Origin of the sequence: Allobosea sp. BK604 (genome assembly GCF_004341515.1) — a bacterium.
GTDB lineage: Bacteria > Pseudomonadota > Alphaproteobacteria > Rhizobiales > Beijerinckiaceae > Allobosea.
The window spans coordinates 89,435-113,668 of the sequence record NZ_SLZF01000016.1 but is presented as its reverse complement, the minus strand read 5'-3'; the positions used below and the strand labels follow the sequence as shown (position 1 = coordinate 113,668).

Sequence of the window (24,234 nt, the reverse complement as noted above, 5' to 3'; positions counted from 1 at the left end):
TCTCCCGCTCAGCGCTTGAGGCGCGGGTTGAGGATGTCGCGCAGATGGTCGCCGACGAGATTGATCGCGATGATCGTCACGAGCAGCAACACGCCGGGATAGAGGCTGATCCAGTATTTCCCGCTCATCAGGAAGGCAAAGCCGTTCGAGATCAGCAGGCCGAGCGAGGGCTTGGTGACCGGCAGCCCGAGGCCGAGGAAGGATAGCGTCGCCTCGAGCGAGATCGCGCTGCCGACCTGAACCGTCGCGATGACGATCAGCGGCGGCAGGCAGTTGCGCAGCATGTGGCGGAACATGACCGGGGTGCGGCCGATGCCGAGGCAGATCGCCGCCTCGACATATTCCTTCGAGCGCTCGACCAGGGCTGCGCTGCGCACGGTGCGGGCATAGTAGGCCCATTGCACGATGACGAGCGCGAGGATGATCTTGTCGACGCCCTGTCCCAGCAGGGCGAGAAGCACCATCGCCACGAGGATGCTGGGGAAAGAAAGCTGCAGATCGACGATCCGCATCACGAAGGAGTCGATCCAGCCTCCGAAGAAAGCGGCGACGATCCCGATCGTGGCGCCGACGCACAGGGCGATGACGCCGGACGATACGCCGACGAGGATGGAGGTCCGCAGGCCGTAGAGCATCGCGCTGAGCATGTCGCGACCCTGCCCATCTGTGCCGAGCAGGAAGGTCACCGACCCGTCCATGTTCTGCGTGCCCGGCGGCTGCAGCGCATCCATCAGGTCGAGTTTCGTCAGGTCATAGGGATTGGTCGGCGCGAGGGCCTCGGCGAAGATCGCGCCGAAAACCAGCAGCGTCAGCAGGACCGCTCCGAAGACGGCGAAGGGATTGGCGACGAATTCGCGCAATGCCTGGCGAAACGGTGTATCCGCGCCGCCTTCGACGGCAGATTTGACCGTTCCCGCCCGAGCCTCGGTCGATAATGCGGCGGGCCGCTCGACCGGCACGACCGGCTGCTTCACCTCTGCGGGCCGGTTCACGAGGTCGCTCCGCCGATGCGGATGCGGGGATCGAGGATCGAGTAAGTGATGTCGACGATCAGGTTGATCGTCACGAACATCAGCACAATGACCATTAGATAGGCGACGATCACCGGACGATCGAGCACGCTGATCGATTCGATGATCAGCTTGCCGGTGCCCGGCCAGGCGAAGATCGTCTCGGTGACGATGGCGAAGGCGATGACCGAGCCAAATTCCAGACCCAGCACCGTTACCAGCGGGATCAGGATGTTCTTCAACGCATGAACCATCACGACCCGGCGCGGATAGAGCCCCTTCGCGATGGCATAGCGGACATAGTCGCTGGCGAGCGCATCGCGCATGCCGGCCCGTGTCAGCCGGATCACCAGCGAGATCTTGAACAGGGCCAGGTTGAAGGCGGGTAGAATGAGGTGCGCGAGCCCGTCGAGCGTCAGGAAGCTCCAGCGGATGCCGAGCACGGTGACCGTTTCGCCGCGCCCGGTCGAGGGCAGCCAGCCGAGATATACGGCGAAGACCAGGATGAGGATCAGCCCGACCCAGAAGGTCGGCATCGAGAATCCGACGATCGAGCCGGCCATGATCGAGCGCCCGAGGAAGCTGTCGGGATGCATTCCTGCCAGCATGCCCAGCGGCAGGCCGATCAGGATCGAAAGCACCATGGCCGAGACAGCCAGTTCGAGCGTCGCGGGCATTCGGTCGAGGATCAGGCCGATCGCTGAGATCTTGAAGACGAAGCTCTTGCCGAAATCTCCGTCGAAGACACCGCGCACGAAGCTGACATATTGTTCGATCAGTGAACGATCGAGCCCGAGGGATTCGACGATGCGCTGGCGGTCGGCCTGGGTTGCTTCGGGCGAAATGAGCACATCGACCGGATTACCGATCGCAAAAATGCCGACAAATACAAGCACCGACATTGCGAAGAGCACAAACGCGCTCTGCAGCAGACGCCGAGCCAGGAACGAGGTCATCCTGGGACTCTCCTACGGAAGGCGGTCGCATTTAATCTGTTCCACGCGGTACAATATTTGTGCCAACAGCATGCCTTGCGTCGAAGGCAATGAATGCCATTCTGGTGGGCCATCCTCCAAAGCGTGGGACGAGGCTATCTGGGCGAAGAGGTAGGCGGGGCCTAAGCACTGGCTTCGCGCCACAGACACCGGTGATTCGTCGAAGGAAAATGCGCCACAAGCCGACGTTGGCGCGTTGGGCGACGTCGAAGATCAACATGGTGCAGCGCGCGACACAGGACGCGCGACTGGCCGATGCATGACGGAACCAGCTCCGGGCCACCAGGACAGCAGCCACCAAGCCAGCTCTTGCCGCCGCCTGTCGGCACCATGCTGCAGGAAGAGACCAATCCAACCCGATCCCAAGGAGGAGAGATCATGAACCAGGTCGAGAAGGCCAACCAATTTTCGGCATTGCATCGCAAGGGATCGCCGCTGGTCCTGTTCAACGTCTGGGATGCGGGCACGGCGAAGGCCGCCCAGGAGGCCGGCGCCAAGGCGATCGCGACCAGCAGCTGGGCGGTCGCGGAGGCCCAGGGCTACAGGGATGGCGAGGACATCCCGCTGCCATTCGCCGAAGAGATCGTCGCCCGGATCGCGGCCGTTGCCGAGCTGCCGCTCACGGTCGATTTCGAAGGTGGCTACAGCGAGAACGAGGATGATCTCGCTGCGAATGTCTCGCGGCTTCTCGCCCTCGGGGTTGTCGGGATCAATTTCGAGGATCGCGTCGTCAAGGGACCCGGGCTCTATCCGGTGGAGCGGCAGGCCCGCCGGATCGCGGCCATTCGCGCCACGGCGGATAAGCTTGGCATCCCGCTCTTCATCAATGCGCGGACGGACCTCTTCCTCGGCAGAGGCGGAGAGCCGCAAAGCGCGATCGACGAGGCGCTGGAGCGGGCGGCCGCCTATCAGGAGGCGGGAGCGTCGGGCTTCTTCGTTCCGGGACTGCGCGACGAGAAGCTCATCGCGCGGGTCGTCGAACGCTCCGAGCTGCCGGTCAACCTGATGGTGCTCGACGGCGTCCCGGCGCCGAAGCGGCTCGCCGAGCTCGGCGTCGCCAGGATCAGCTACGGCGCACTCCCGCATATCCAGGCGATGTCGGCCTTCAAGACGGCGGCAGAGACGGCTTTCGCCTGAGCTGTCCTGGCGGGTGGTGCCCTGCCCCGGGCCCCGCCCGTCGCCACGACCGGGAGATTCTCACGAGCGAGTGTCCTTGCAGACGCTGTCCCGCGCTGCTGGCAGAAGGAAGGTTGAATCCGCCGGAGCTCCGATCAACCGGTCATTCAGGTCAGGCCCCGTCACGTCATCGTAGATTTTCAGCTTGCCGGGGTTGGTGAGAAGCAGGTTGCGGCCCTCGAGCGTGATCAGAAGTTCGCTGGCGCCGTCAGTGTCGGGCTGGCAGCGCAATCCTTTGCCGGCTGGTTCGCAGCGCCCGCCCGCGCGCCAGATCTGTTTCTGGTTCCTGATCCAGAGATTCATGGCGAAATCGAGCTTGCCAGGATCGTAACGGGACGCCTCGACGCGAATCCACAGACGCTGGACCTGCTGGCCGGGATGCTTGCGCAAATGTGCGGCGTCATAGCTGCGACTGAAGCAGCCCAGTGTCTGGGCGGCGGCAGCCAAGCTGCCGAACGAGGCCAGCCAGACAGCCGATGCCAGGACGGTGCGCGCGATGGCAGGCAAGAGCTTGCTCCTGTCGTGGTGGTGCCGCGGAACGGTCGGCGTCACCGCGACTATGCTCAAGGCAATTGCAGGTGTCAGCGGCCTATTTGACGATGCTTGACGATCACGGGCAGTCGGGATACCCGTCCGGCCGCAGGCGCGTTGTGCGCGCTGCCGTAGGCGTTACCGTCATCCAACGCGTCCCCGTCGAGAGGATCCCCGCAGGGAGGTCTCGATGCGAGAGACGCCATGCGATGACGACAGCCGGGCCCTATCAGCTGCCACATCTCCTGGCCTCTCCTTGATCAGGATCGAGAGGCAACGACGATGAAAACGACCGGCAACACAATTCTCATCACGGGCGGCTCAAGCGGCATCGGCCGCGCGCTCGCCGAGGCCCTGCACGACCGCGGCAACAGGGTCATCGTCACAGGGCGCCGGCAGGCCCTGCTCGAGGAGATCTGCGCAGCCCGCCCCGGCATGCTCGGGCTGCCGCTCGACCTGGACGATCCGGCCTCGCTGCCGCAACTCGCGGCGACCGTGCGGGAGCGTGTCCCGGCGCTGAACGTCCTGGTGGCGAATGCGGGTATCTCGCGGCAAGAGGATATGACCTCGCCCGGCTGGAACAGCCTGGACGCCGAGGCGATCGTCGCCACCAACATCCTGGGCGTGCTGCGCGTCACCGCAGCCTTTCTGCCGCTGTTGAAGCAGCAGCGGAACGCGACCATCCTGGCGACCAGCTCGGCCCTCGCCTTCGTGCCACGCGCCGATTTTCCGGCCTACTGCGCCAGCAAGGCCTTTCTGCATTCCTGGCTCACCTCGTTGCGGCACCAGCTCCGAGCGCTCCCGATCGAGGTGCTCGAATTGTCGCCGCCCTACGTCCAGACGGAACTGACGGGGGCGCAGCAAGCCTCGGATCCACGGGCGATGGCGCTTGACGACTATGTGAGGGAGGTGATGGGCCTCCTCGAGCGAGGCGATCACCCGCGGGGCGAAATCCTGCTGGAGCGCGACATGCCGCGGCGCTGGGCGGAGAGAGACGGTTCCTACGACACCATCTTTGCAGCCTTGAATCCGGGCTAGCGCATTTTCGAGCGAAGTGGATACCGGTTCGCGTGAAGAAAATGCGTCAAAACAAGTAGATAGAGAATTTTCGCGTTTCGAAGAAACGCGGAAATGCTCTAGCGCATCGGCCCGAAAAGTCGGTGCCAGGCGCCACGCAGGGTCGACGTCAAGCGGACGGTTCGAACGCCGAACCGTCCGCTTGCGCGACGTCTTCACTACATGTCGGGATCGTCGAGCATGTCCGGCGGGACGACGTCGGACGAGGTCAGGACGACCTCCTGGCCGGTCTTGTTCTCCCACCAATGGGCATGGCCCTTGCCGAATTCGGGAGTCCATTCGCCTTCGCGATGGAGGATCGGCACCGAGCAGAAGGCGCTGTGCTCGATGATCTCGCCCTTGACGACGTAGACGATCGACGGGCGGTCGTCATGCTGGTGCGTCGGCACGATGCCATTGACCGCGACCGTCAGGCGCCGGGTGCGCAGGCGCAGATCGCCGACGCCGCGCCAGCCGGTGAGGTTCACGATCGACAGGGTCTCGCGCTTGATCCCGAGATCGGCGGCCTCGGCGATCTTGCGGGGCTCGGCGAGGACCTTGTCCTTCGGGCAGGTGCCGGCCTCGGCCGCGGTCACACCGCCCAGGACCAGGCAAGCGGCGGCAATGGTGCGGCCGAGTTCGCGGTGGGTCGAAAGAATAGGGCTCATCATCTCTCTCCGGGTTGGGGAAGGGACGCCGGGCGGACCAGCGCCTGGAGATGAAATCGCTTGTATTTCAGTCGGTTGGAAATGCCGTTCGCCTGTCGTTTCGATAGCGGCAGGGCATGCACCCGGTTCGGCGGGCGATGTCGGCCGACATGCGAAGCCGGCCGCGGCGGCGAGCCACGGCCGGCGTCCCTGGCGGAGCTGCAGTCAGGTCAGGCGACCGCCGCCCGCGCCTCCTGCGCCTCGAAGACGAGCGCGAGCAGGCGGCCATAGATGGCATGCCCGATCAGGCTCATCAGCGAGAGCACGGTGTTGTCGCCGATCAGCAGGAAGGGAAGGCCGGCGAGCGGGGCAAAGAAGCCGAGCGCGATGAAATAGGTGCACACGCCCCAGACCCAGCCGGCGGCCGGCTGGCCGAGGCCCAGGACGCGAGAGACGAGCCAATAGCCGAGCGGATAGAACAGGACGCCGGTGACATAGTGGAGCGCCTTGGCCCAGATGTCGGGCAGGCCGAGCCCTAACTGATGATGAAAGAGCGACTTGATCAGCGCCGGCGGCTCCAGCGGGAAGCCGGCGAGCAAGGCCGTCGGCCAATTGGCCCAGACCTCGTAGAAGCCGGTGGCAGCGAAGCCGCCGAGCATAAGGTGCCAAAGCGAGCGGGCCGATGGGAACAGGCCGTCGCGCGGCCCGGCTTCGGTGATGATCCACGTCATGGTGGTGTCCTTTCGAGGGGAGGTTTGGGGAAAGCAGGTGTCAGGCGGCTTCGCGGCGGCCGGCGGGCGGCAAGGCCGGCCGGGTGCCGTCGATCTCCTGGCCGGTGATCAGCCGGGCGCCGCGCTCCCAGGTCAGGTAGGACCAGAACCAGCTGGTCGCGACGCTGAGGCGGTTGCGGAAGCCGACGAGGAACCAGACATGCGCCAGCGACCAGAGCAGCCAGCCCGGCAGCCCGGTCAGGCGCAGGCGGCCGAGATCGACGACGGCCGATTTGCGCCCGATCGTCGCCATCGCGCCCCGGTCCCGATAGCGGAACGGCGCCGGCGGCGCGCGTCCGGCGAGCCGGGCGGCGATGAGCGCGCCGACATGGGCCCCGGCCTGCTTGGCGGCGGGCGCGACGCCCGGCAACGGCCGGCCCTCGGCATCGGCATGGGCGGCCGTGTCACCGATGACGAAGATGTCGGGTGCGCCCGGCAGCGAGAAATCGCGCTCGACGCGCACGCGCCCGGCCCGGTCCATCTCCGCCGACAGCCAGCGCCCCGCAGCAGAGGCCTTTACGCCGGCCGCCCAGACGATCGTACCGGCGGATAGATGGTCTGCGCCAATTGTGACGCCTTCGGCCGAGACCTCGCTGACGGCCTGACCGACCCTGAGCGTCACGCCCATCGCCTCCAGCGATCTGGCCGCCGCCCGCGCCAGACCCTCACGGAAACTCGGCAGGATGCGCGGCCCGGCCTCGATCAGGACGATGCTCGCGCTCTCCGGCATGATCGTGCGGAAGTCACGCGTCACCGCCTTGCGCGCCAACTCGGCGATGGCGCCGGCGAGTTCGACGCCGGTCGGGCCGGCGCCGATGACCAGGAAGGTCAGCAACGCCTTGCGCTTCGCCGGATCGGGTTCGAGTTCGGCCCTTTCGAAGGCGAGCAGGATGCGGGCGCGCAAACGGGTGGCATCGTCGAGCGTCTTGATGCCCGGCGCGAACTGCGCCCATTCCTGGTCGCGGCCGAAATAGCTGTGGCGCGCTCCGGTCGCGAGGACGAGATAGTCGAAGGCCACGGCCCGCCCGCCCTCGGTCAGCACGAGGCGCCGCCCGCGATCGATATCCGTCACCTTGTCGAGCATGACGCGGGCGTTGACCTGGTCACGCAGCACCGAGCGGATCGGCGCCGAGATGTCGGCGGGCGAGAGCGCCGCGGTCGCGACCTGGTAGAGCAGCGGCTGGAACAGGTGGAAGTTGCGCCGGTCGATCACGGTGATCTCGGCCTTGGCGTGCCTGAGCGCCTGCGCCGCCGCCAGCCCGCCGAAACCGGCGCCGACGATGACGATCTTCCTTGGCCTGGTCGTGATGATCGGGGCCGACGTGATGATGCGTGTAGACATGATGGTGGGGGCAGACATGGCAAGCTCCGTTTGAGCGGGTAAGGCGCCGGCGATCGTGTCAATGCGCGGTCCAGCCGCCGTCGACCGGCAGCGCCGCGCCGGTGATCGAGGCGCCAAGATCCGAGGCCAGGAAGGCTGCGAGCGCGCCGATCTCCTCGACTGCCGCGAAACGCTTGTTCGGCTGCTGGGCGAGCAGCACGTCGCGCACCACCGCGTCGCGGGCGATGCCGTGCGCCAGCGCCTGCTCGTCGATCTGCCTCTCGACCAGCGGCGTCCAGACATAGCCGGGGCAGATCGCGTTGGCGGTGACGCCGAACTCCGCCGCCTCGAGCGCGACGGTCTTGGTGAAGCCGATCAGCCCATGCTTCGCCGCGACATAGGCCGCCTTGAACGGCGAGGCGACGAGGCCATGGGCGGAGGCGACGTTGATGATGCGGCCATGGCCGTTCTGCTTCATCGCGCCCAAGACGTGGCGGGTCGCATGGAAGGCGGCCGACAGATTCAGCGCCAGGATCGCGTCCCATTTCTCGACCGGGAAGTCCTCGACCGGGGCGACGTGCTGGATGCCGGCATTGTTGACGAGGATGTCGACCTGGCCGAAGGCGGCGACCGCACCGGTGACCAGCCGGGCGACGCCGGCCGGATCCATCAGGTTGCTGTCGTCGTAGCGGACGTCGACGCGGTACTGCTCCGCGATGCGGCGCCGGATCCTGTCGATCTCGGCCGTCTCGCCCAGCCCGTTGATCACAAGGCGTGCTCCGGCCCTGGCCAGGGCCTGGGCGACGCCGAGGCCGATGCCGCTGGTCGAGCCGGTGACGACGGCGACCTTGCCGAGGAGTGCGGAGCCGATGGCGGGCTCGCGGATGGTCGGTGCAGCGTGGACGTTCATGGTGCGGCTCCAGTCGTTGCAAGTGCGTCAGAAGACGGCTGGACCATGCCGGGCGCGGCCCCGCGGCGGAAATGCCGGTTTGCTCTCGCATCGATAGGCAGCCGCTATGGCGATTTGGATTGCGCCGGAGCTGGCAGCGGGGCAGCCTTCCCCGACCATGACCGATCGCCCATTATCCAACCGCCTGACCTTCCTGCGCGAGCGCCATGCCCGCGACCGGCACCATGTCGCCCGCGCCTATGATCGGATGGTCCAGACCTTGATCGAGCGCGATGTGACCGCCGGAGCACTCGGCGTCGGCGACATGATGCCGGACTTCGCCCTGCCCGGGAGCGACGGACGCCTCGTCCATTCCGCCGACCTGCTCGCAAGCGGGCCTCTGGTCGTGAGCTTCTACCGCGGCTCCTGGTGCTTCTATTGCGAGAGCGAGCTGACGGCGCTGCGTGACGCCCATCCGGCGATTGTCGCGGCCGGTGGCCGGATCGTCGCCATCGCCGGCGAAGCAGGAGGGCGCAGCGCCGCGACGAAGCGCGATTTCGCCCTGCCCTTCGAGGTGCTCAGCGATCTCGATCTCGGGCTCTCGCTCAGCTTCGGCCTGGTCTTCCCGGTCAGCGAGGAGGTACGGGCGATCTATCAGGAGATCGGCTTCGACCTTGCCCGCTTCAACGGCAACGATTCCTGGTTCCTGCCGATCCCCGCAACCTATGTCATCGCCAGCGACGGCAGGATCATCGCCGCCCATGTCGATCCCGATTTCCGCAAGCGCATGGAGCCGGCCGATATAGTCGCGACGCTGGCTTCGCTCAGGAGCTGATCAGGCTGCCGCCAGCCACTGATCAGGCTGCCGCCAGCCACTGATCAGGCTGCCGCCAGCCAATCGCGCGTGCGCGCGAGCCTCAGGCAGGCCTCGGTCGCCGTCGTGAAGGGGCGGCCGGCAACGACGGCAACGGCGACGTTCCGGGCGCTCTCCGCCTCGGCGAGGTCGCGTGCCACCAGCCCTTCGAGCAGCGGCGTGTTGGCGGGCAGGAGGCCATAGCCGAAGCCGGCCTTGACGAGCCGCTGCAACTGGTCGGTGCCGTGGACGCGGTGCCGGTAGCGCAGGCTGACATCGGCGGAGGCGCAAAGCCCCTTGAAGCGGTCGAGATCGGCGCAGTCGATATGGTCCACCATCTCCGTGCCGGCGAGATCGGCGAGCGTCACCTGCGGCTTCTCGGCAAGGCGGTCTCCCTCCGGCAGGATCAGGCGGCAAGTCTCGCGGAACAGGATCCAGCTGCGCATCCGGTCGGGCAGTTCGAGCGCGTCGCTGACGAAGACGAGGTCGAAATCGCCGTCGAGAGCGCGGGCGATGAGGTCCTTCGCGGGCAGTTGCGCCAGCGTCAGCTCGAAGCCGTTGACGCAGGACCTCAAGCCATCGAGCAGACCAATCAGATTGGCGGTCGAGATCGAATCGCTGAGGCCGATGCGCAGCGGCGCCATCTCACCCATGTTGACGCCACGGGCGAGGTTCTTGGCCGCCTGGGCAGCGGCGAAGGTTCGCTCCAGATGCGGCAGCATCAGCCGGCCGAGTTCGGTCAGATGGGTGTGCTGGCGCTCGCGATGCAGCAGCAGGCCGCCCAGCTCCTCCTCGAGCTTCTGGATTGCCCGCGTCAGCGAGGGCTGGGCGACGTTGCACTCATCGGCGGCGCGCGTGAAGTTCAGCGTGCGCGCGACGGCGAGGAAGTAGCGGATCTGATGCATCTCCACGGGAGCTCTCCGCGTTAAGGTCTCGCGCTCGAGCATTGTCCTGAGGCGAACCGGTATCCACTTCGCTTGAAAATGCTCTATCTACTTGTTCTGACGCATTTTCTTCACGCGAACCGGTACCCACTTCGCTCGAAAATGCTTCAGAGCCTTTCCGCGTTTCTTCGAATCGCGAAAATGCTCTATCTTTTTGTCTTGACGCATTTTCTTCACGCGAACCGGTACCCACTTCGCTCGAAAATGCTTCAGAGCCTTTCCGCGTTTCTTCGAATCGCGAAAATGCTCTATCTTTTTGTCTTGACGCATTTTCTTCACGCGAACCGGTACCCACTTCGCTCGAAAATGCTTCAGCCGTCGCGCAGCGCCGGGCGCAGCCTCAGCGCCAGCAGCGCCGCCAGTGCCAGCGCCAGCCCGATGGCGGCGACGCAGGCACCCCACCCGAGCCGCTCGAAAATCTGGCCGAGCACGGCGCTGCCGGCAAGCCCGCCAGCGAAATAGCTGGCGAGATAGAGCCCGCTCGCCGCGCCGCGCTCGCCGGTCGCGACACGGCCGATGATGCTGGTCGCGACGGCCTGGGCCGCGAAGGTGCCGATGGCGATCATGACGAGGCCGGCAAGCACGATCGGCAGATGCGGCACGACGAGCAGCGGCAGGCCGCCGATGGCGAGCGCCAGCGATAGCCACAATGCCCCGACCGGCCCGGCGCGGCGCGCCAGCAGCCCGGCCGCGAGCGTGGTCGCGATCGAAGGCGCGAAGACGAAATAGACGATGCCGAGCTGCATCATGCCGAGCGAAAGCGGCGGCGCCACCAGCACGAGGTTGACATAGGTGAAGGTGCCGATGAAGGCGAAGAGGATCAGGAAGCCGATGCCGAAATTCGCGCGCAGCGCCGGATTGCGCCAGTGCTGCGCCAGCGCCGCGATCGCGGGGAGCGCCGGCGGTTCGCGCTCGGCGACGCGCGGGGCCTGGTCGATCGTCGCATAGGCCAACACAGCGCCGACGAGGTTGAGCCCGGCGAAGACGTGGAACGTGGCGTCCAGGCCGAAATGGTCGGAGATCCCTGCCGAGAGCAGGCGGCCGACGAGATTGCTCGCGACATTGCCGGCGATATAGGCGGCGAAGGCGCCGGCGCTCTCGCGCGCATCGCGACGCTCGCCGAGATGGGCCAGCATCAGCGTGAAGGCAGTGGCCATGCAGAGGCCTTGCGCGATGCGCAGCGCCGCGAAGACAGGCAGGCCGGGCGCGCTCGCCAGCGCCGCGGTCGGCAGCGACAACAGAGCCAGGCTGAGCGCGATGCCCCGGCGCCGGTCGATGCGCCGGCCGAGCAGGGAGGTCGCGAGGCTCGCCACCGCCATGCCGATCGTGCTGGCGTTGACGGCGAGCCCCATGGCGGCCGCGCTGACCTCGTAGCGCCTGATTAGCGAGGGCAGGACCGCCTGCATGGCGAAGAGATCGACCAGCGTCAGGAAGGCCATGGTCGCAATGACCATGACGCGGCGCAGGTCGCTCCACCGGCCATCCGTCGTCGCGGCGCGTCCGGTCCCGTGCGTGATGGCGCGGTTCATGAAGTCTCTCCCCATTTGCTGCGGCGCGCGGCCTTGCCGGCTCAGATCGGGTTCTCCTCGGTGGTGTAGAGGGCGGCGACGCGCCAGCCCTCGGCCGTGCGGATGCAGAGCACATTGACCAGGAAGGCGATTGTCCTCGGCTCCCGCCTGGGCCCGAGCGTCAGCAGCAGCGGCTGGTAGAGCACCGCGCTCATCGGGCTGACCTCGACCACTCTGGCGCGAGTGCGATCGGGCAAGACGCTCCAGACCTCCGCCTTCTGGAACGCGCCCATGCGCTCGATCAGCGCCTCGCGGCCCCAGAACGGCTTGCCGTCGCTGATCCAGACGAAGCCGGGCGAATCCCAGAGCGCCTCGCGCACCCGCGCCAGGTCGCGGGCATTCTGGGCGCTGACGAAACGCTCATAGAGAGCCTTGATCTCGACCTCGGTCGGGGTCTCGGCCTGGACCTGGCTCGAAAAGCCGAGCACCAGCGTGGCGATCGCTGCCAGCTTCCTGATCATCGCCTCCTCCTCTTGGGCACGCTGCCCGCTCTTGGGCAAGCTGCTCGAAACGGTCCGCCACCCCGGCGGAACCAGAGCCAGTTTCTGCCTCGCGGGAGGTGGCGCCCGCCAATGCCGAGATGCTCTACGATCGATGCAGGCGAGCTATCGCGACCCGCCCGGCGCCATAGCCGGCCTCTATCGTGTCCGAAGCCAGCAGGCATTTCCCCGGCGGGCCGAGAGCTTCGACAATCCTGGCAAGAGAACCGGCGCCTCGCGCCCTTTGACAGGATCATCGCCATGGACAACGTCCACCCTATCGCCAAGCCGGCCCCGGCCCGGCCCCGCACAAGCCCGCAGACCGGGCAGGTCGTGCTCGTGCTGCAGGGCGGCGGCGCGCTTGGAGCCTACCAGGCCGGCGTCTACCAGGCGCTGCACGAGGCCGGCGTCGAGCCGGACTGGGTGATCGGCATCTCGATCGGCGCGATCAACGCCAGCCTGATCGCCGGCAACGCGCCCGGCGAGCGCCTGGCGCGCCTGCGCGAGTTCTGGACGCGCATCGCGCAGGAGCCGCATCTCGACTTCATGTCGGGCCTGCCCTGGCTCGGCCGGATGCTGCCCAACTGGAGCGCCATCGCCAACGGGGTCCCCGGTTTCTTCAAGCCGAACCCGCTCGCCTTCCTCGGGCTGCACACCAGGCTCGCGCCCGATGCCGCCGGCTACTACTCGACCAGGCCGCTGGAAGCGACGCTGACCGAACTCGTCGATTTCGAGCACCTTGCCGAGCACGGCGTGCGGCTCACGGTCGGCGCGGCCCATGTCGGCACCAGCCAGATGCGCTATTTCGACAGCCGCGACGAGACGATCGGCGTGCGCCACATCATGGCCTCGGGCGCATTGCCGCCAGCCTTTCCGGCGGTCCGCATCGATGGCGAGCTCTACTGGGACGGCGGCATCCTGTCGAACACGCCGGTCGAAGCGGTCTTCGACGACAACCCGCGGCGCAGCTCGCTGATCTTCGCCGTTCATGTCTGGAACCCCGAGGGCGCCGAGCCCGAGTCGATCTGGCAGGTGATGAACCGGCAGAAGGACATCCAGTATTCCAGCCGCGCAGCCAGCCACATCATCAGGCAGAAGCAGATCCACCGGCTCCGCCGCATCATTTCCGAGCTCGTCGGACGCCTGCCCGACAGCGAACGCAAGAGCCCGCAGGTCAGGGAGCTCGCCCACTATGGCTGCCTGACGCAGATGCACGTAGTGCGCCTGCTGGCGCCGCGTCTGGACCATGAGGACCACACCAAGGACATCGACTTCAGCCCCGCCAGCATCAGGGAACGCTGGACGGCGGGCTACGAGGCGACGATGCGGATGCTCGCTGCGGCGCCCTGGGAGGCGGAGGCAGACCCGCTCGAGGGCTTCTTCCTGCACGAGCCGTCGCCTGCGGTAGCAAGCTGAGACAGAGGCGGAGCTCGGATAGGAGCCCGCCGAAGTCGATTTCCGGCAGGTTGCGAGCGGCGCGCACAATCGACGTCAAGCGGACAGTTTTGCTGACGGCTCGTCCGGTTGCAGGTGGCTTGCATCGAGGCGTCGCGCGGCCCGGTAGCGGCCGGGCGACAATCCGTGATGCCGGTGGAACAGTTTTGAAAACGCCGCTGCCGTCTCGTACCCGACCCGGCCGGCGATCCGTGCGATCGGCTCGTCGCTGGTTTCGAGCAGGAAGGCCGCTTCCAGCATCCGGCGCTCGATCACATAGCGGTGCATGGGCTGGCCGACGAGCCTGGTAAAGCGCGCCGAAAAGACCGAGCGGCCGAGCCCGACGCGCTGGCAAAGGTCGCTCAGGGCCCAGGATCGCTCCGGACTTTCGTGAATGAGCTTGAGTGCCGGCCCGATATGCGGGTCGGACATCGCCCCGAGCCAGCCGCCCTGCCCCGGACTGAGAGAGGCGATCCAGCTGCGGAGCACCTCGACAAAGAGCACTTCGGTCAAGCGCGACAGCGCGACGCGTTGGCCGGGACGCTCGCGCGCGGACTCGCTGACCATGCGGCGCAGGATGGCTTCCAGCCAGGCGCCATCCACCGTCGGCTTTAGCAGGAGCACGGGCGGAAGCAGTTCCAGCACGCTGCCGAACAGGGGCCGCGACACCGTGAAATTGCCGCAGATCATGGACGAGAGCGGCGCTGCTTCGCCGCCATGGCGCAGGATGCCGAGACGCGGCGACGAGCGATCGATGTCGATGATCCGCAACGGCTCGGCCCGGCGATCCGAAAAGAACACATGGGGCTCGCCGCGGGTGATCACGACAAGATCGCCCTCGCTCATCTCGATGTCCTGCCCCTGCCCGAGCGCGAGCGTCGCCGAGCCCCGGCTCAGATAGTGGAACAGGGCGTGGGGGCGCGTCGGCAGCTCGAGATGCCAGGGATGGCCGAGCTCGAAATGGAAGAGCAGCGTCCCGCCGAGACGAACGCGATCGAGCACCTGGGCGAGAATGTCCATGCCCCGGAGCGTAGAGCTGCGGACGATCGGACACAACATCCGGACGATTGATCCCTACCGTCCGCAAACTCCGCGAAATAGCTCATGCCAGAGCGGGCCGACCTTCAGTGCGGCAACCATTTCGCCGACGGCGGATGGAAGAACCGCGGCCTCGCCGGAAACGCCTGCCCCCTCCCCCCGGACTCTGGTTCGGACATGCCAAACAGGAACAAACAATGGCGAATATCCTCCTCTCCGCCGCCACCGCACTCCTGGCCGGAACGACATTGATCGGCTCCGCCCATTCCGCCGAACTGCCCAAGGGGGCAGCCCATAACATCGTGCTCGTGCACGGCGCTTTCGTGGACCAGACGAGCTGGCAGCCGGTTGCCGCGATCCTCGCGAAGAAAGGCTACAACGTCACGCTCGTCGAAAATCCGCTGACCTCGCTCGCTGCCGATGTCGACGCCACCAGACAGGCGCTGGCGAAGCAGGACGGCAAGACCGTTCTGGTCGGCCATTCCTGGGGCGGCGTCGTGATCACGCAAGCCGGCAATGACCCCAAGGTGTCGGCGCTGGTCTACGTCTCCGCCTTCGCGCCGGAGATCGGTGAATCCCTGGCATCGCTGGCCAAGGCCGGCCCGCCGACCGAAGGCGGCAAGGCGATCCATCCCGATGCGAAGGGCGATCTGTACATCGATCCCAAGGTGTTTCCGTCCGCCGTCGCGGCCGACCTTCCCCAGGAGATCGCGACGAAGCTGGCGAACTCGCAGCTCCCGTTGAACCACGTGGCGTTCGAAGCGCCCGTCGACATCGCGGCCTGGAAGGACAAGCCGACATTCTATGTCGTCAGCACGAAGGACAAGGTCCTGGCGCCCGAGGCCCAGAAGTTGTTCGCAGCCAGGATCAAGGCCCAGACGACGGAAGTCGCCGGCAGCCATGCCTCGCTCGTCGTGCACGCGCAGCAGGTCGCCGCGGTCATCGAAAAGGCGGCGCTCGCGAAGTGAGGCTACCGCTCCCGGCGCTTTCGCGCCGGGAGCGCGCGGGACCACGTCTTGACGGATCTCGACGGCGTCGCCAAGGCCCGTGCACGTCACCGGCACGGGCCTTGCTGGCCCAAGCCGTCATTCGATGATCTGGACCACGCGGCGGCTCCGTGGCGCGACGACGACGGCTTCGTCGTTCACGATCGTATAGCGATAGCCGGGCGCGCCGTATTGCGCGGGCACGTTGCGATAGACCATGCCGCGCGACGGCAGCACGGTGCCGACGGCGATCGGTTCCGCATAGCGATATGACCGCATGTTCTGCGCCATCACATAGTTACGGAAACTGGCGTCGTCATTGATCATCGTCCCGCCGGCGGGATCGCGCCTGAGGGGCGGGGCGAAGACGTCGAACGGCATCATGTAGGCCTCGCTACCGACGAGGGCCGGGTCATGCGTGACGCCGCCGGCGGGGTCGCGGATGAGGGGGCCCCTGTCCTGTGCGAAGACGGTTGCGGGAATGGCTGCGATAACGGCAGCCAGGAGAATTCGCTTGATCATGGTCGATCTCCGATATCTGCCTAGCCCCGCCAGGACGCTGCGCGCGTCTTGCGGCGGTTCTGTGCCGGAACGATCACAAAAGCGAGAAGAACGCCCTCCGGACCGCGGCGGATCGGCATGCGCCGTGGGCTTTGTCCGTGCCGCTTCGGGCCGACTCGGACGGACCAAGGCTCCGTCCCGCCCGGCATCGGCCTCCGGATTCAGGCCTTCGCCTGGTCATCGGGGTGGGCCATCTCGCAGAAATGACCTCCCAGATGACGCCCGGCGGGCGTCGTCGGATCAAGCGCAGGCGCCTTTGCTTCGACATCGGCGCGGAACGGTTCCGAGCTGTCCTGCGGGCAGTAGCCGAGGTGATCGGCGCCGCTATTGTCCACGGCCTTGACGGCGTTGTCCGAGGTGCCGAAGGCGATCGTGTGGCCGACGAAGGGTGCGGTCAACGACGCCGTGACGAGGCGCACGCAATCGGCGAAGGACAGATACGACCAGAGCATCCGGCGGTCGACCGGCTCGGGGAATGACGAGAAGATGCGCAGACACGCCGTCTCGATGCCGTACTTGTCCCAGTAAAGTCGGCTGAGGCTCTCCACGAAGGTCTTGCCGACGCCGTAGAGGCAATCGGGACGGACGGGCGCGTCGACCGAGATCTGCGCTCCGATCTCATGAAAGCCGATGGCGTGGACGGACGAGGCGTAGACGATGCGCTTGACGCCGTGCTTCCGGGCGCCTTCGTAGACGTGATAGGAGCCGCGGATACTGGAATCGAGGACGACCTGCCATTCCCGCTCCGTCGGCGCGCCGCCGAAATGGACGATGGCATCGCACCCCTCCGTCGCCGCGATCGTCGCGTCCATGTCGGCGAGGTCGAAGATCGCCTCCTCTTCATGGGCTGCGAGCGGGCCGAGCGGCTCGCGATCGGCAAGGCGAATGGTCTTCGCCAGCGGAGCCAGGCCGCCGCGAAGCTGCGAGCCGAGGCGCCCGGCCGCGCCGGTGATCAGGATGCGGTTGTATTGCGGCATGCGATCCTCGTGTCTGACCGGCGCATCGGTCAATGCGGCGTCGTGGGCATCTGACATCAACGATGCACGGGCGCGTCGTCATCCTTTCGGTGGCAGACCGCCACGCTGCAGGCAAGCGCCTGCCGCGACGTCGGCTCAGCCGCGCATCCTGGCGATCAGTCCGTCAGCGCCACGCGCCAGAAGCACCGCATCGGAGCCGCACGCCACGAAGGAGAAGCCCTGCCCCAGTAGGCTCTTCGCGAAATCCGGGTCGAAGACCAGCGTGCCGACCGGGACGCCCGCCTCGATCAGCCTTTGCGCGGCGGGGCGGATCAACTCCCACACCGCCGGATCCATGGGCTTGCCCAGGCGGCCGATATCCGCCGCGATGTCGGCCGGCCCGAAGAACACCCCGTCGACACCGGGGACACGGCCGATATCGAGCGACTGCTCGACCGCCGCGCGCGTCTCGACCTGAACGATGACTGCGGTCTCTTCGCCGATCCGGCTGAAGTAGTCGGTCGTCCGGCCGAAGGCATTGGCGCGCGTGCAGCCGCTGACGCCCCGGATCCCGTGCGGCGGGTACCGTGTCGCTGCGACCGCTTTCTCGGCTTCGGCCGGAGTCTGCACCATCGGGAACAGCAGTCCCGGCGCGCCGAGATCGAGCAGCCGCTTGACCAGCACGGGGTCGTTCCAGTCCGGGCGCACGATCGGCGTGACCGGGTGGGCGGCCAGCACCTGCAGCTGTGCCATGACCGAGTTCAGGTCGTTGGGCGAATGCTCGGTATCGATCAGCATCCAGTCGAAGCCGGAACTCGCGACGGCTTCAGTGGTGAAGGCACTGGAGAGACTGAGCCAGAGCCCGATCTGGGGTTCCCCGCCTCGCAGGGAAGCGAGGAACCTGTTCTTGAGCAGTTGCATCGCCGTTCTCTCCCATCTGGCGGATTGCCGCATGCGCTGCGTCAGCGAGGCAGTTCGCCGAGACGGGACGTCGCCAGCACAGCCGCCACGCGTTCGTCGGACAGGCCGTACTCGGTGCGGGCAATCTCTGCCGAGACATAGCCCAGGGCCAGATCGCGTTCGACGCTGCTCCCGGCCCGCTCGGCCGGCGCGCCATAGCCGGCCCCACCCGGGAAGGCCATCACGACCTTGCGGCCATGGGGCACGAACTGCTTGCCCTTGCCCTTCATCGCCGTGCCGTCATCGAGCGCGATCGTCGTCGGCGCGCCGCCGCCGCCGCCGCGCCGCCCGCGGGCTGGATGGCGGACACGGTCGAACATCGCCTGGATGTCGAACTCGTAGCCCTCCCAGGCGCCGACCTCCATGTGCTGGCCGAGGCCGCCGCGATGCCGGCCGGTGCCGCCCGAGTCGGGCCGCAGTTCCTTGCGCCAGACGATCACCGGGCCGACCTGCTCGGTCGCCTCGACCGGCATGGTCATGACACCCGAGGGGAAGGCGGTCGCGTTCATGCCGTCGAGCGCAGGCCGTGCGCCGGAGCCACCCGAGTTGAAGGTCAGTACCTCGGCGCGCACGGGCTCGGCCGGCGGCGGGCCGTCGCTGCGCGGCCGCAGCGAGACCTGGAAGTTGCAGAGGCTGCCGGCGCCCTCGGCCGGGACGAGGCCGGGCAGGAGCTTGTCGAGCGCGTCATAGATCGTGTCCGGCACCATGTGGCCGATGATGTGACGCAGCGCCACCGGCGCCGGCCAAACCGCATTGACGATCGTGTTCTCGGGAGCCGTGATGCGGAAAGGCTCCAGCGAGGCAGCGTTATTCGGGATTTCCGGCGCGATCGCGCATTTCAGCGCGTAGCAGGTATAGGCTTTCGTATAGACCAGCGGCACGTTGATGCCGTTCTTGTCGACGCCGGAGGTGCCGGCCCAATCGCAGAGCACGCCGTCCGCCTCGATCGAGATCTTCACGCAAAGGTCGATCGGCCGGCTGTAGCCGTCGATCCGCATATGGCCCTCGGCCTCGCCACGCGGCAGCGCCGCGATCTTGTCCAGTGTCGCCTGGCGGGAGTTCGTCAGGATGAAGGCGGAGATGCCGGCCAGATCGGACAGCTTGAACTCGACCATCATGTCGATCAGGCGGCGATGGCCGATCTCGTTGCAGGTCGCCAGCGCATAGATGTCGCCGACCAGTTGGTCGGGCTCGCGGACATTGCCGCGGATGATCGTGACCAGCGTCTCGTTGACCGTGCCGCGGTCGACGAACTTCATGATCGGGATGTGGAGACCTTCCTCGTAGACCGAGTTGGCGTCGGCGCCGAAGCCGCGCCCGCCGATATCGACGATATGCGCCGTGCAGGCGAAGAAGCCGACATGCCGGCCCTTGTGGAAGGACGGGCTGACGACGGTGATGTCGTGCAGGTGGCCCGTGCCCTCCCAGGGGTTGTTGGTGATGTAGACATCGCCCTCGGCGATGTTGTCGCGCCCGATGCGACGGATGAAATGGGCGACGGCATCGGCCATTGCGTTGACGTGCCCGGGCGTGCCGGTCACTGCCTGAGCCAGCATCTCGCCCTTCTGGTTGTAGACGCCGGCAGACAGGTCGCCGGCCTCGCGCACCGAGGTCGAAAACGAGGTGCGGATCAGCGCCTGCGCCTGTTCCTCGACGACCGAGATGAGGCGGTTCCACATGACCTGGTAGGCGACTTTGGAGATGTCAGACATGGGCGGGCTCCTTCCGCTCGGCGACGGAGGCGGCGGGTGCGGCTTCGGCAAGCCGGATGTCGATGCAGCCGTCGTTCAGCGTGACGGCGAAGCGGCTCGAGGGCAGGACGATGGTCGTCTCATCCTCGGTGACGATCCCGGGGCCGTTGATCCGGCTGCCGGCTGGCAAGCTGGCACGGCTGTGAGCTTCGGCCTCGACCCGGCGGCCCAATCCTGCATCGAACACGGACCGCATGCCCCCGGCTGGCGCAGCCTGCATGTCGGTGACGGATTTGACCGGGGTGATCGCGGCCTGCGGGGTATGGGCGTTGACCGACCAGACCGTGATCTCGGCGGCGAGCCCCTTGACCGTGCGACCGAAGAGATTGGCGTATTCGTGCTCGAAGCGCTGCAGAATGACGGCCGGATCGGCGGCACGGGCCTCCTCCGGCGTCAACGTCACCGGAATCTCCCAGCCCTGTCCGGCATAGCGCATATAGATCTTGTACTCGGCCAGAATCTCGCCAGCCCAACCGCAGGAGCGGACGACCCGCGTCGCCTCCTCCGCCATCTCATCGAAGAGCCTGGTGACGCGCGCCGTGTCGAACTGCGCCAGTCGCATGAACAGCGTGCGATTGGCTTCGAAGCTGTACGGAGCCCGCAGGAAGCCGATCGCGGAGCCGACGCCGGCGCCGGGCGGCACGAGGCAGCTCGCGATACCGAGCTTCTCGCAGAGCCGGCCGGCATGGAGCGGAGCCGCTCCTCCAAAGGCGATCATCGTATATTCCGCGAGGTCCTCGCCATTCTCGACGGCGTGGACGCGGGCGGCATTGGCCATGTTCTCGTCGACGACCTCGGCCACGCCCCAGGCGCTCTCCTGAGCATCCATTCCGAGCTTGCCGCCGATCTCCGCCTCCAGTGCGGCGGCCGACTGGGCGGCGAAGAGCGGAATCGTGCCGGCCGCGAAATTGTCCGGGTCGATCTTGCCGAGGATGACGTCGGCATCGGTCACGGCCGGGCGCTTGCCGCCGCGGCCGTAACAGGCAGGGCCGGGCTCGGAACCCGCGCTTTCCGGCCCGACGCGGATCTGCTTCATCGAGTCGACATGGGCGAGGCTGCCGCCACCCGCGCCGATCTCGACCATGTCGATCACGGGAATCGAGATCGGCATGCCCGAGCCTTTCTTGAACCGGTAGGTCCGGGCCACCTCGAAGACGCGAGCGGTCTTCGGCGTATAGTTCTTGATCAGGCAGATCTTGGCGGTGGTCCCGCCCATATCGAAAGACAGGACTTTCCTGAGGCCGTGTCGCGCCGCGATGTCCGCAGCGAAGACGGCGCCGCCGGCCGGGCCGGATTCGACGAGGCGCACCGGAAATTCCGAGGCGCTCTCCAGCGAGATGATGCCACCGCCCGAATGCATCAGGAATATCGGGCAGGCCGCGCCTTCCGCCGCCAGCCGGCCCTCGAGCCGGACGAGATAGCTCTTCATCAGCGGCTTGATGTAGGCGTTGGCGATCGTCGTGTTGAAGCGCTCGTATTCCCGCATCTGCGGCGAGACTTCCGATGACAGCGACACCATCGCTCCGGGCAGCCGCTCGGCCAACACCTCCAGGATCAGCCGCTCGTGCGCGTCGTTGACATAGGAATGAAGCAGGCCGACCGCGACGCTCTCGTAACCGGCCTCGCGCAGTTCGTCGGCGAGCACTTCGACGGCGGCGCGTTCCAGCGGAATCAGGACCTTGCCGCGCGCGTCCATCCGCTCCTTGACGGTGTAACGCCGGTTTCGCGGCAGGAGCGGCTCCGGCAGCGTCAGATTGAGGTCGTACTGCTCGAAGCGGCTCTCCGTCCGCATTTCGATGACGTCGCGGAAGCCTTGCGTGGTGATCAGCGCCGTCTTGGCGCCGCGCCGCTCGATCAGCGCGTTGGTCGCCAGCGTCGTGCCATGGATGATCTGCCCGATGGCGGACACCGGAATGCCGGACTTGGCGCAGACCCGCTGCATGCCCTCGATGATCGCATCCTCGGGTGCGGCATAGGTCGTCAGGACCTTGGTCGACCAGCGCTGCCCCGCCTGTTCGAGCACGACATCCGTGAAGGTTCCTCCGATGTCGACGCCCAGACGGGCTCCGATAATAGACATGGCTCAAGGGCCTCCGTTGCCTGATCGGATCAAGATAGGAATGGCCTGCCCATGTCGTCGAATTATTATTTTCTATGATATTCGATAGAGAAAATTTATCGCGGCACCTCTTGAGCGTGATCACTCGCCTGTTGGTTCAGTGATGCCTGACGGCCCTTTCGCCCGCCAGCTCGGCCGCGCGCCGCAGCAGGAAGCTCGCCGGCGTATGGGCATAGGACGCCGTAAAAATCAGCGCGCTGGGTTTCCATGGATAAGGGACTTCGACCAACTCGCCGGATTGCAGATGTTTCCTCACCAATGTTTGTGACATCGGCGCGATCCCGAGCCCATCGAGGGTCATCTGCAGCGAAGCTGCCAGGCTGCTCGATGGGACGATCCGTATCGGCCCTTCCCAGCCATCGCGAAAATGCGCCGAGAGCTCGACGAAATGCCGGGTGTTGCGCGCATGGGTGAGGATCGTGTGCGACGCCATCGTCGCGATGTCGGAACCGGCGAGAGCAAGCCGCGGCGAAGCCACCCACAAATAGGGTACGGAGCCGAGATCGACATTGGTGATATTGAAGTTCGAGATCGGCCCGTTCAGGAGGCACAGATCGAGCGACCTCGAGACCAGCTCCTCACGCAGGTTGATGGTCAGATCCACCCTCAGCTCGACATCGACGTTCGGGAAGACCTGGCGCAGATCGAGCAAATAATCGCGTAGCCAGGTCTGCGCGATCAGTTCGGCGACACCCAGCCGCAGGACGCCGGCCTGCTGATCGGAACGAATCGAGTGCTGCGAGAACTCGTCCGAAGCGAGCAGAACCTTCTCGGCATGGGCCAGCAGCGAGTGTCCGATGGGGGTCAGGGCAACCGAACCTGACTCACGGTAGAAGAGCTTCACTCCCAACGTGGCCTCCAGCTGCGAGATGCGCACCGAGATATTTGGCTGGGTGGTGTTCAGGCGTTCGGCAGCGCCCCTGAAACTGCCGAGTTTCGCGACCCAGGCGAAGCTTTCCAGCTGCTTTAGGGTCCAGTTCGGCATCGCGCCCCTCCAGAGCGCCGCAGCGCAACATGCAATTTTCGAGCCGATTCAATGCCGATAAAGAAACGCTATCGCAAAAACAGAAAAATTCAATTGGATGCTATCGCAAGATCGGGGTGCATTGTCATAGGTCGGTCACAGCACGTTGCTCGCCCGGCTTCGAGAGCCTGCGCAAACCCGTGTTCAGTGCAGGGCAACCAACGAGGGAACGATGAACCGTAGAGCCCTGCTTGCTTCAGCCACCCTTGCCCTGACAATCGGGCTCGCGTTGCCGGCCTCGGCCCAGACCGCCTGGACGATGGCTTCCGGCTATCCGGAAAGCAGCTTCTTCACGCAGAACATCCGCCAAATGATCAAGGAGATCGAGGAGAAGAGCGGCGGCAAGCTCAAAATCGACCTGCGCTCCAACGACAGCCTGATCAAGCTCGACGCGGTCAAGCGCGCTGTCCAGTCAGGCCAGGTCCAGATCGGCGAGATCCGCCTCGGCGTCTATGGCAACGAAGGCGCGATGTACAATCTCGACAACATCCCCGGAGTCGCGACGACCTTCGACCAGGCCACCAAGCTGACCGATGCGCAGCGCCCCTTCTTCGACGAGCTGTTCAAGAAGAACGGCCTGCGCGCGATCACCTATGTCGCCTGGCCCGGCCAGGGCTTCTACACCAAGCAGCCGCTGAAGGGACTTGCCGACCTCAAGGGCCAGAAGCTGCGCATCTATTCGAAGCAGACCCAGATCATGGGCGAGAGGCTCGGCATGGAAGCCCTCATCCTGCCCTTCGCCGAGGTGCCGCAGGCATTCTCGACCGGCATGATCCAGTCGCTGTGGACCAGCGCCCAGACGGGCACTGACGTCCAGGTCTGGGACTACGTCAAGCACTTCACCTATACCGGCACGATGCACAACAAGAATGCGATCCTCGTCAACGAGCGCGCATTCCGGCAGCTCGACGCGGCAACCCAGAAGGCTGTTCTCGAAGCCGGCGAGGCGGCGACGAAGCGCGGCTGGGAGCTTGCGAAGAAGGCGAGCGAGGAACGCGAGAACGTCCTCAAGAGCCATGGCATGACGATCGCCCAGTCGCCCAAGGACATCCTCGATGCGATCGAGGTCGCGGGCAAGGGCATGGTGCAGGAATGGCTCGCCGCCGCGACCGCGGAGGAGAAGGCTGTCTACGAGAACTACCAGAAGAGCCTCAAGTAACCCCGTC

The 24,234-nt window shown here is 66.2% G+C and carries 24 protein-coding genes; 7 read left to right on the top strand and 17 right to left on the bottom strand.

Annotated elements, in window-relative coordinates; translation table 11 throughout:
* Positions 1 to 8: 8 nt before the first annotated feature.
* Positions 9 to 992, bottom strand: coding sequence for an ABC transporter permease (locus EV560_RS34505; RefSeq protein WP_282568895.1), 984 nt, complete (start codon positions 990 to 992; stop codon positions 9 to 11).
* Positions 989 to 1,966: an ABC transporter permease gene (locus EV560_RS34500; RefSeq protein ID WP_131860404.1), complete on the bottom strand. Its 978-nt coding sequence runs from the start codon at positions 1,964 to 1,966 to the stop codon at positions 989 to 991. The genes EV560_RS34505 and EV560_RS34500 overlap by 4 nt, the downstream gene beginning before the upstream one ends.
* Positions 1,967 to 2,383: 417 nt before the next feature.
* On the opposite strand from EV560_RS34500, the gene EV560_RS34495 reads away from it, so the two are divergent.
* Positions 2,384 to 3,142: an isocitrate lyase/PEP mutase family protein gene (locus EV560_RS34495; RefSeq protein ID WP_131860403.1), complete on the top strand. Its 759-nt coding sequence runs from the start codon at positions 2,384 to 2,386 to the stop codon at positions 3,140 to 3,142.
* Positions 3,143 to 3,202: 60 nt separating this feature from the next.
* Here EV560_RS34495 and EV560_RS34490 read toward each other — a convergent pair whose 3' ends face one another.
* A complete protein-coding gene (locus tag EV560_RS34490) occupies positions 3,203 to 3,688 on the bottom strand; it encodes a hypothetical protein (protein ID WP_131860402.1) in 486 nt (161 codons plus the stop codon).
* A 306-nt stretch (positions 3,689 to 3,994) separates the two neighbouring features.
* Between EV560_RS34490 and EV560_RS34485 the strand changes: the two genes are divergently transcribed.
* Entirely contained in the window at positions 3,995 to 4,750 is a 756-nt protein-coding gene (locus EV560_RS34485) for an SDR family oxidoreductase (RefSeq protein WP_131860401.1), read from the top strand.
* 197 nt (positions 4,751 to 4,947) lie between these two features.
* Here EV560_RS34485 and EV560_RS34480 read toward each other — a convergent pair whose 3' ends face one another.
* The 4 genes from EV560_RS34480 to EV560_RS34465 form a co-directional block, all read right to left on the bottom strand.
* Positions 4,948 to 5,436, bottom strand: a complete 489-nt coding sequence (locus EV560_RS34480; protein WP_131860400.1) for a cupin domain-containing protein — start codon at positions 5,434 to 5,436, stop codon at positions 4,948 to 4,950.
* 209 nt (positions 5,437 to 5,645) lie between these two features.
* The gene (locus tag EV560_RS34475) at positions 5,646 to 6,146 is read right to left on the bottom strand and encodes a hypothetical protein (protein ID WP_131860399.1); all 501 of its coding nucleotides are present in this window, start codon (positions 6,144 to 6,146) and stop codon (positions 5,646 to 5,648) included.
* A gap of 40 nt (positions 6,147 to 6,186) precedes the next feature.
* The gene (locus EV560_RS34470; RefSeq protein ID WP_248312346.1) at positions 6,187 to 7,545 is read right to left on the bottom strand and encodes an NAD(P)/FAD-dependent oxidoreductase; all 1,359 of its coding nucleotides are present in this window, start codon (positions 7,543 to 7,545) and stop codon (positions 6,187 to 6,189) included.
* Between the two features lie 40 nt (positions 7,546 to 7,585).
* On the bottom strand, positions 7,586 to 8,416 hold the full coding sequence (locus tag EV560_RS34465) for a 3-hydroxybutyrate dehydrogenase (RefSeq protein ID WP_131860398.1): 831 nt from the start codon (positions 8,414 to 8,416) through the stop codon (positions 7,586 to 7,588).
* 157 nt (positions 8,417 to 8,573) lie between these two features.
* Here EV560_RS34465 and EV560_RS34460 point away from each other — a divergent pair, with 157 nt between their 5' ends.
* Positions 8,574 to 9,230: a peroxiredoxin-like family protein gene (locus EV560_RS34460; RefSeq protein WP_165923777.1), complete on the top strand. Its 657-nt coding sequence runs from the start codon at positions 8,574 to 8,576 to the stop codon at positions 9,228 to 9,230.
* 44 nt (positions 9,231 to 9,274) lie between these two features.
* On the opposite strand, the gene EV560_RS34455 is transcribed toward EV560_RS34460, so the two are convergent.
* The 3 genes from EV560_RS34455 to EV560_RS34445 all read right to left on the bottom strand — a co-directional run bounded on the left by EV560_RS34455 (position 9,275) and on the right by EV560_RS34445 (position 12,221).
* Positions 9,275 to 10,153: a LysR family transcriptional regulator gene (locus EV560_RS34455; protein ID WP_248312355.1), complete on the bottom strand. Its 879-nt coding sequence runs from the start codon at positions 10,151 to 10,153 to the stop codon at positions 9,275 to 9,277.
* Between the two features lie 350 nt (positions 10,154 to 10,503).
* Entirely contained in the window at positions 10,504 to 11,721 is a 1,218-nt protein-coding gene (locus tag EV560_RS34450; protein WP_131860395.1) for an MFS transporter, read from the bottom strand.
* Positions 11,722 to 11,762: 41 nt separating this feature from the next.
* The gene (locus tag EV560_RS34445) at positions 11,763 to 12,221 is read right to left on the bottom strand and encodes a nuclear transport factor 2 family protein (RefSeq protein ID WP_131860394.1); all 459 of its coding nucleotides are present in this window, start codon (positions 12,219 to 12,221) and stop codon (positions 11,763 to 11,765) included.
* Between the two features lie 279 nt (positions 12,222 to 12,500).
* Here EV560_RS34445 and EV560_RS34440 point away from each other — a divergent pair, with 279 nt between their 5' ends.
* Positions 12,501 to 13,655, top strand: coding sequence for a patatin-like phospholipase family protein (locus EV560_RS34440; RefSeq protein WP_131860393.1), 1,155 nt, complete (start codon positions 12,501 to 12,503; stop codon positions 13,653 to 13,655).
* A 75-nt stretch (positions 13,656 to 13,730) separates the two neighbouring features.
* On the opposite strand, the gene EV560_RS34435 is transcribed toward EV560_RS34440, so the two are convergent.
* Positions 13,731 to 14,675 (bottom strand): AraC family transcriptional regulator, encoded by a 945-nt coding sequence (locus EV560_RS34435; protein WP_248312354.1) that lies wholly within the window; start codon positions 14,673 to 14,675, stop codon positions 13,731 to 13,733.
* Between EV560_RS34435 and EV560_RS36765 the strand changes: the two genes are divergently transcribed.
* The gene (locus EV560_RS36765) at positions 14,619 to 14,744 is read left to right on the top strand and encodes a hypothetical protein (protein WP_282568896.1); all 126 of its coding nucleotides are present in this window, start codon (positions 14,619 to 14,621) and stop codon (positions 14,742 to 14,744) included. The two genes, EV560_RS34435 and EV560_RS36765, sit on opposite strands and share 57 nt — an antisense overlap.
* Before the next feature lie 164 nt (positions 14,745 to 14,908).
* Entirely contained in the window at positions 14,909 to 15,679 is a 771-nt protein-coding gene (locus EV560_RS34430; RefSeq protein ID WP_131860391.1) for an alpha/beta fold hydrolase, read from the top strand.
* A gap of 117 nt (positions 15,680 to 15,796) precedes the next feature.
* Here the strand turns inward: EV560_RS34430 and EV560_RS34425 are convergent, their stop codons facing one another.
* The 6 genes from EV560_RS34425 to EV560_RS34400 form a co-directional block, all read right to left on the bottom strand.
* Positions 15,797 to 16,219 carry a DUF1236 domain-containing protein gene (locus EV560_RS34425; RefSeq protein ID WP_131860390.1) on the bottom strand — a complete coding sequence of 141 codons (423 nt, stop codon included), beginning with the start codon at positions 16,217 to 16,219 and terminating at the stop codon, positions 15,797 to 15,799.
* A gap of 200 nt (positions 16,220 to 16,419) precedes the next feature.
* Complete coding sequence (locus EV560_RS34420; protein WP_131860389.1) at positions 16,420 to 17,235, bottom strand: NAD-dependent epimerase/dehydratase family protein; 816 nt, start codon at positions 17,233 to 17,235, stop codon at positions 16,420 to 16,422.
* A gap of 135 nt (positions 17,236 to 17,370) precedes the next feature.
* Entirely contained in the window at positions 17,371 to 18,135 is a 765-nt protein-coding gene (locus tag EV560_RS34415; RefSeq protein ID WP_131860388.1) for an HpcH/HpaI aldolase family protein, read from the bottom strand.
* 41 nt (positions 18,136 to 18,176) lie between these two features.
* Positions 18,177 to 19,886: a hydantoinase B/oxoprolinase family protein gene (locus EV560_RS34410; RefSeq protein WP_207908183.1), complete on the bottom strand. Its 1,710-nt coding sequence runs from the start codon at positions 19,884 to 19,886 to the stop codon at positions 18,177 to 18,179.
* On the bottom strand, positions 19,879 to 22,005 hold the full coding sequence (locus tag EV560_RS34405) for a hydantoinase/oxoprolinase family protein (RefSeq protein WP_131860387.1): 2,127 nt from the start codon (positions 22,003 to 22,005) through the stop codon (positions 19,879 to 19,881). The genes EV560_RS34410 and EV560_RS34405 overlap by 8 nt, the downstream gene beginning before the upstream one ends.
* A 136-nt stretch (positions 22,006 to 22,141) precedes the next feature.
* Entirely contained in the window at positions 22,142 to 23,029 is an 888-nt protein-coding gene (locus EV560_RS34400; RefSeq protein ID WP_131860386.1) for a LysR family transcriptional regulator, read from the bottom strand.
* 211 nt (positions 23,030 to 23,240) lie between these two features.
* On the opposite strand from EV560_RS34400, the gene EV560_RS34395 reads away from it, so the two are divergent.
* On the top strand, positions 23,241 to 24,227 hold the full coding sequence (locus EV560_RS34395) for a TRAP transporter substrate-binding protein (RefSeq protein WP_131860385.1): 987 nt from the start codon (positions 23,241 to 23,243) through the stop codon (positions 24,225 to 24,227).
* The last annotated feature ends 7 nt before the right edge of the window (positions 24,228 to 24,234 follow it).

Excerpts from the sequence above, each read along its gene's own strand:
- EV560_RS34455 (WP_248312355.1), bottom strand. The coding sequence starts at position 10,153 with ATGCATCAGATCCGCTACTTCCTCGCCGTCGCGCGCACGCTGAACTTC.
- EV560_RS34485 (WP_131860401.1), top strand. The coding sequence starts at position 3,995 with ATGAAAACGACCGGCAACACAATTCTCATCACGGGCGGCTCAAGCGGC.
- EV560_RS34495 (WP_131860403.1), top strand. The coding sequence starts at position 2,384 with ATGAACCAGGTCGAGAAGGCCAACCAATTTTCGGCATTGCATCGCAAG.
- EV560_RS34400 (WP_131860386.1), bottom strand. The coding sequence starts at position 23,029 with ATGCCGAACTGGACCCTAAAGCAGCTGGAAAGCTTCGCCTGGGTCGCG.
- EV560_RS34480 (WP_131860400.1), bottom strand. The coding sequence starts at position 5,436 with ATGAGCCCTATTCTTTCGACCCACCGCGAACTCGGCCGCACCATTGCC.
- EV560_RS34425 (WP_131860390.1), bottom strand. The coding sequence starts at position 16,219 with ATGATCAAGCGAATTCTCCTGGCTGCCGTTATCGCAGCCATTCCCGCA.
- EV560_RS34475 (WP_131860399.1), bottom strand. The coding sequence starts at position 6,146 with ATGACGTGGATCATCACCGAAGCCGGGCCGCGCGACGGCCTGTTCCCA.
- EV560_RS34460 (WP_165923777.1), top strand. The coding sequence starts at position 8,574 with ATGACCGATCGCCCATTATCCAACCGCCTGACCTTCCTGCGCGAGCGC.
- EV560_RS34395 (WP_131860385.1), top strand. The coding sequence starts at position 23,241 with ATGAACCGTAGAGCCCTGCTTGCTTCAGCCACCCTTGCCCTGACAATC.
- EV560_RS34410 (WP_207908183.1), bottom strand. The coding sequence starts at position 19,886 with ATGTCTGACATCTCCAAAGTCGCCTACCAGGTCATGTGGAACCGCCTC.
- EV560_RS34420 (WP_131860389.1), bottom strand. The coding sequence starts at position 17,235 with ATGCCGCAATACAACCGCATCCTGATCACCGGCGCGGCCGGGCGCCTC.
- EV560_RS34415 (WP_131860388.1), bottom strand. The coding sequence starts at position 18,135 with ATGCAACTGCTCAAGAACAGGTTCCTCGCTTCCCTGCGAGGCGGGGAA.
- EV560_RS34470 (WP_248312346.1), bottom strand. The coding sequence starts at position 7,545 with ATGTCTGCCCCCACCATCATGTCTACACGCATCATCACGTCGGCCCCG.
- EV560_RS34405 (WP_131860387.1), bottom strand. The coding sequence starts at position 22,005 with ATGTCTATTATCGGAGCCCGTCTGGGCGTCGACATCGGAGGAACCTTC.
- EV560_RS34465 (WP_131860398.1), bottom strand. The coding sequence starts at position 8,416 with ATGAACGTCCACGCTGCACCGACCATCCGCGAGCCCGCCATCGGCTCC.
- EV560_RS34440 (WP_131860393.1), top strand. The coding sequence starts at position 12,501 with ATGGACAACGTCCACCCTATCGCCAAGCCGGCCCCGGCCCGGCCCCGC.
- EV560_RS34450 (WP_131860395.1), bottom strand. The coding sequence starts at position 11,721 with ATGAACCGCGCCATCACGCACGGGACCGGACGCGCCGCGACGACGGAT.
- EV560_RS36765 (WP_282568896.1), top strand. The coding sequence starts at position 14,619 with ATGGCCGAGCTCGAAATGGAAGAGCAGCGTCCCGCCGAGACGAACGCG.
- EV560_RS34445 (WP_131860394.1), bottom strand. The coding sequence starts at position 12,221 with ATGATCAGGAAGCTGGCAGCGATCGCCACGCTGGTGCTCGGCTTTTCG.
- EV560_RS34500 (WP_131860404.1), bottom strand. The coding sequence starts at position 1,966 with ATGACCTCGTTCCTGGCTCGGCGTCTGCTGCAGAGCGCGTTTGTGCTC.
- EV560_RS34430 (WP_131860391.1), top strand. The coding sequence starts at position 14,909 with ATGGCGAATATCCTCCTCTCCGCCGCCACCGCACTCCTGGCCGGAACG.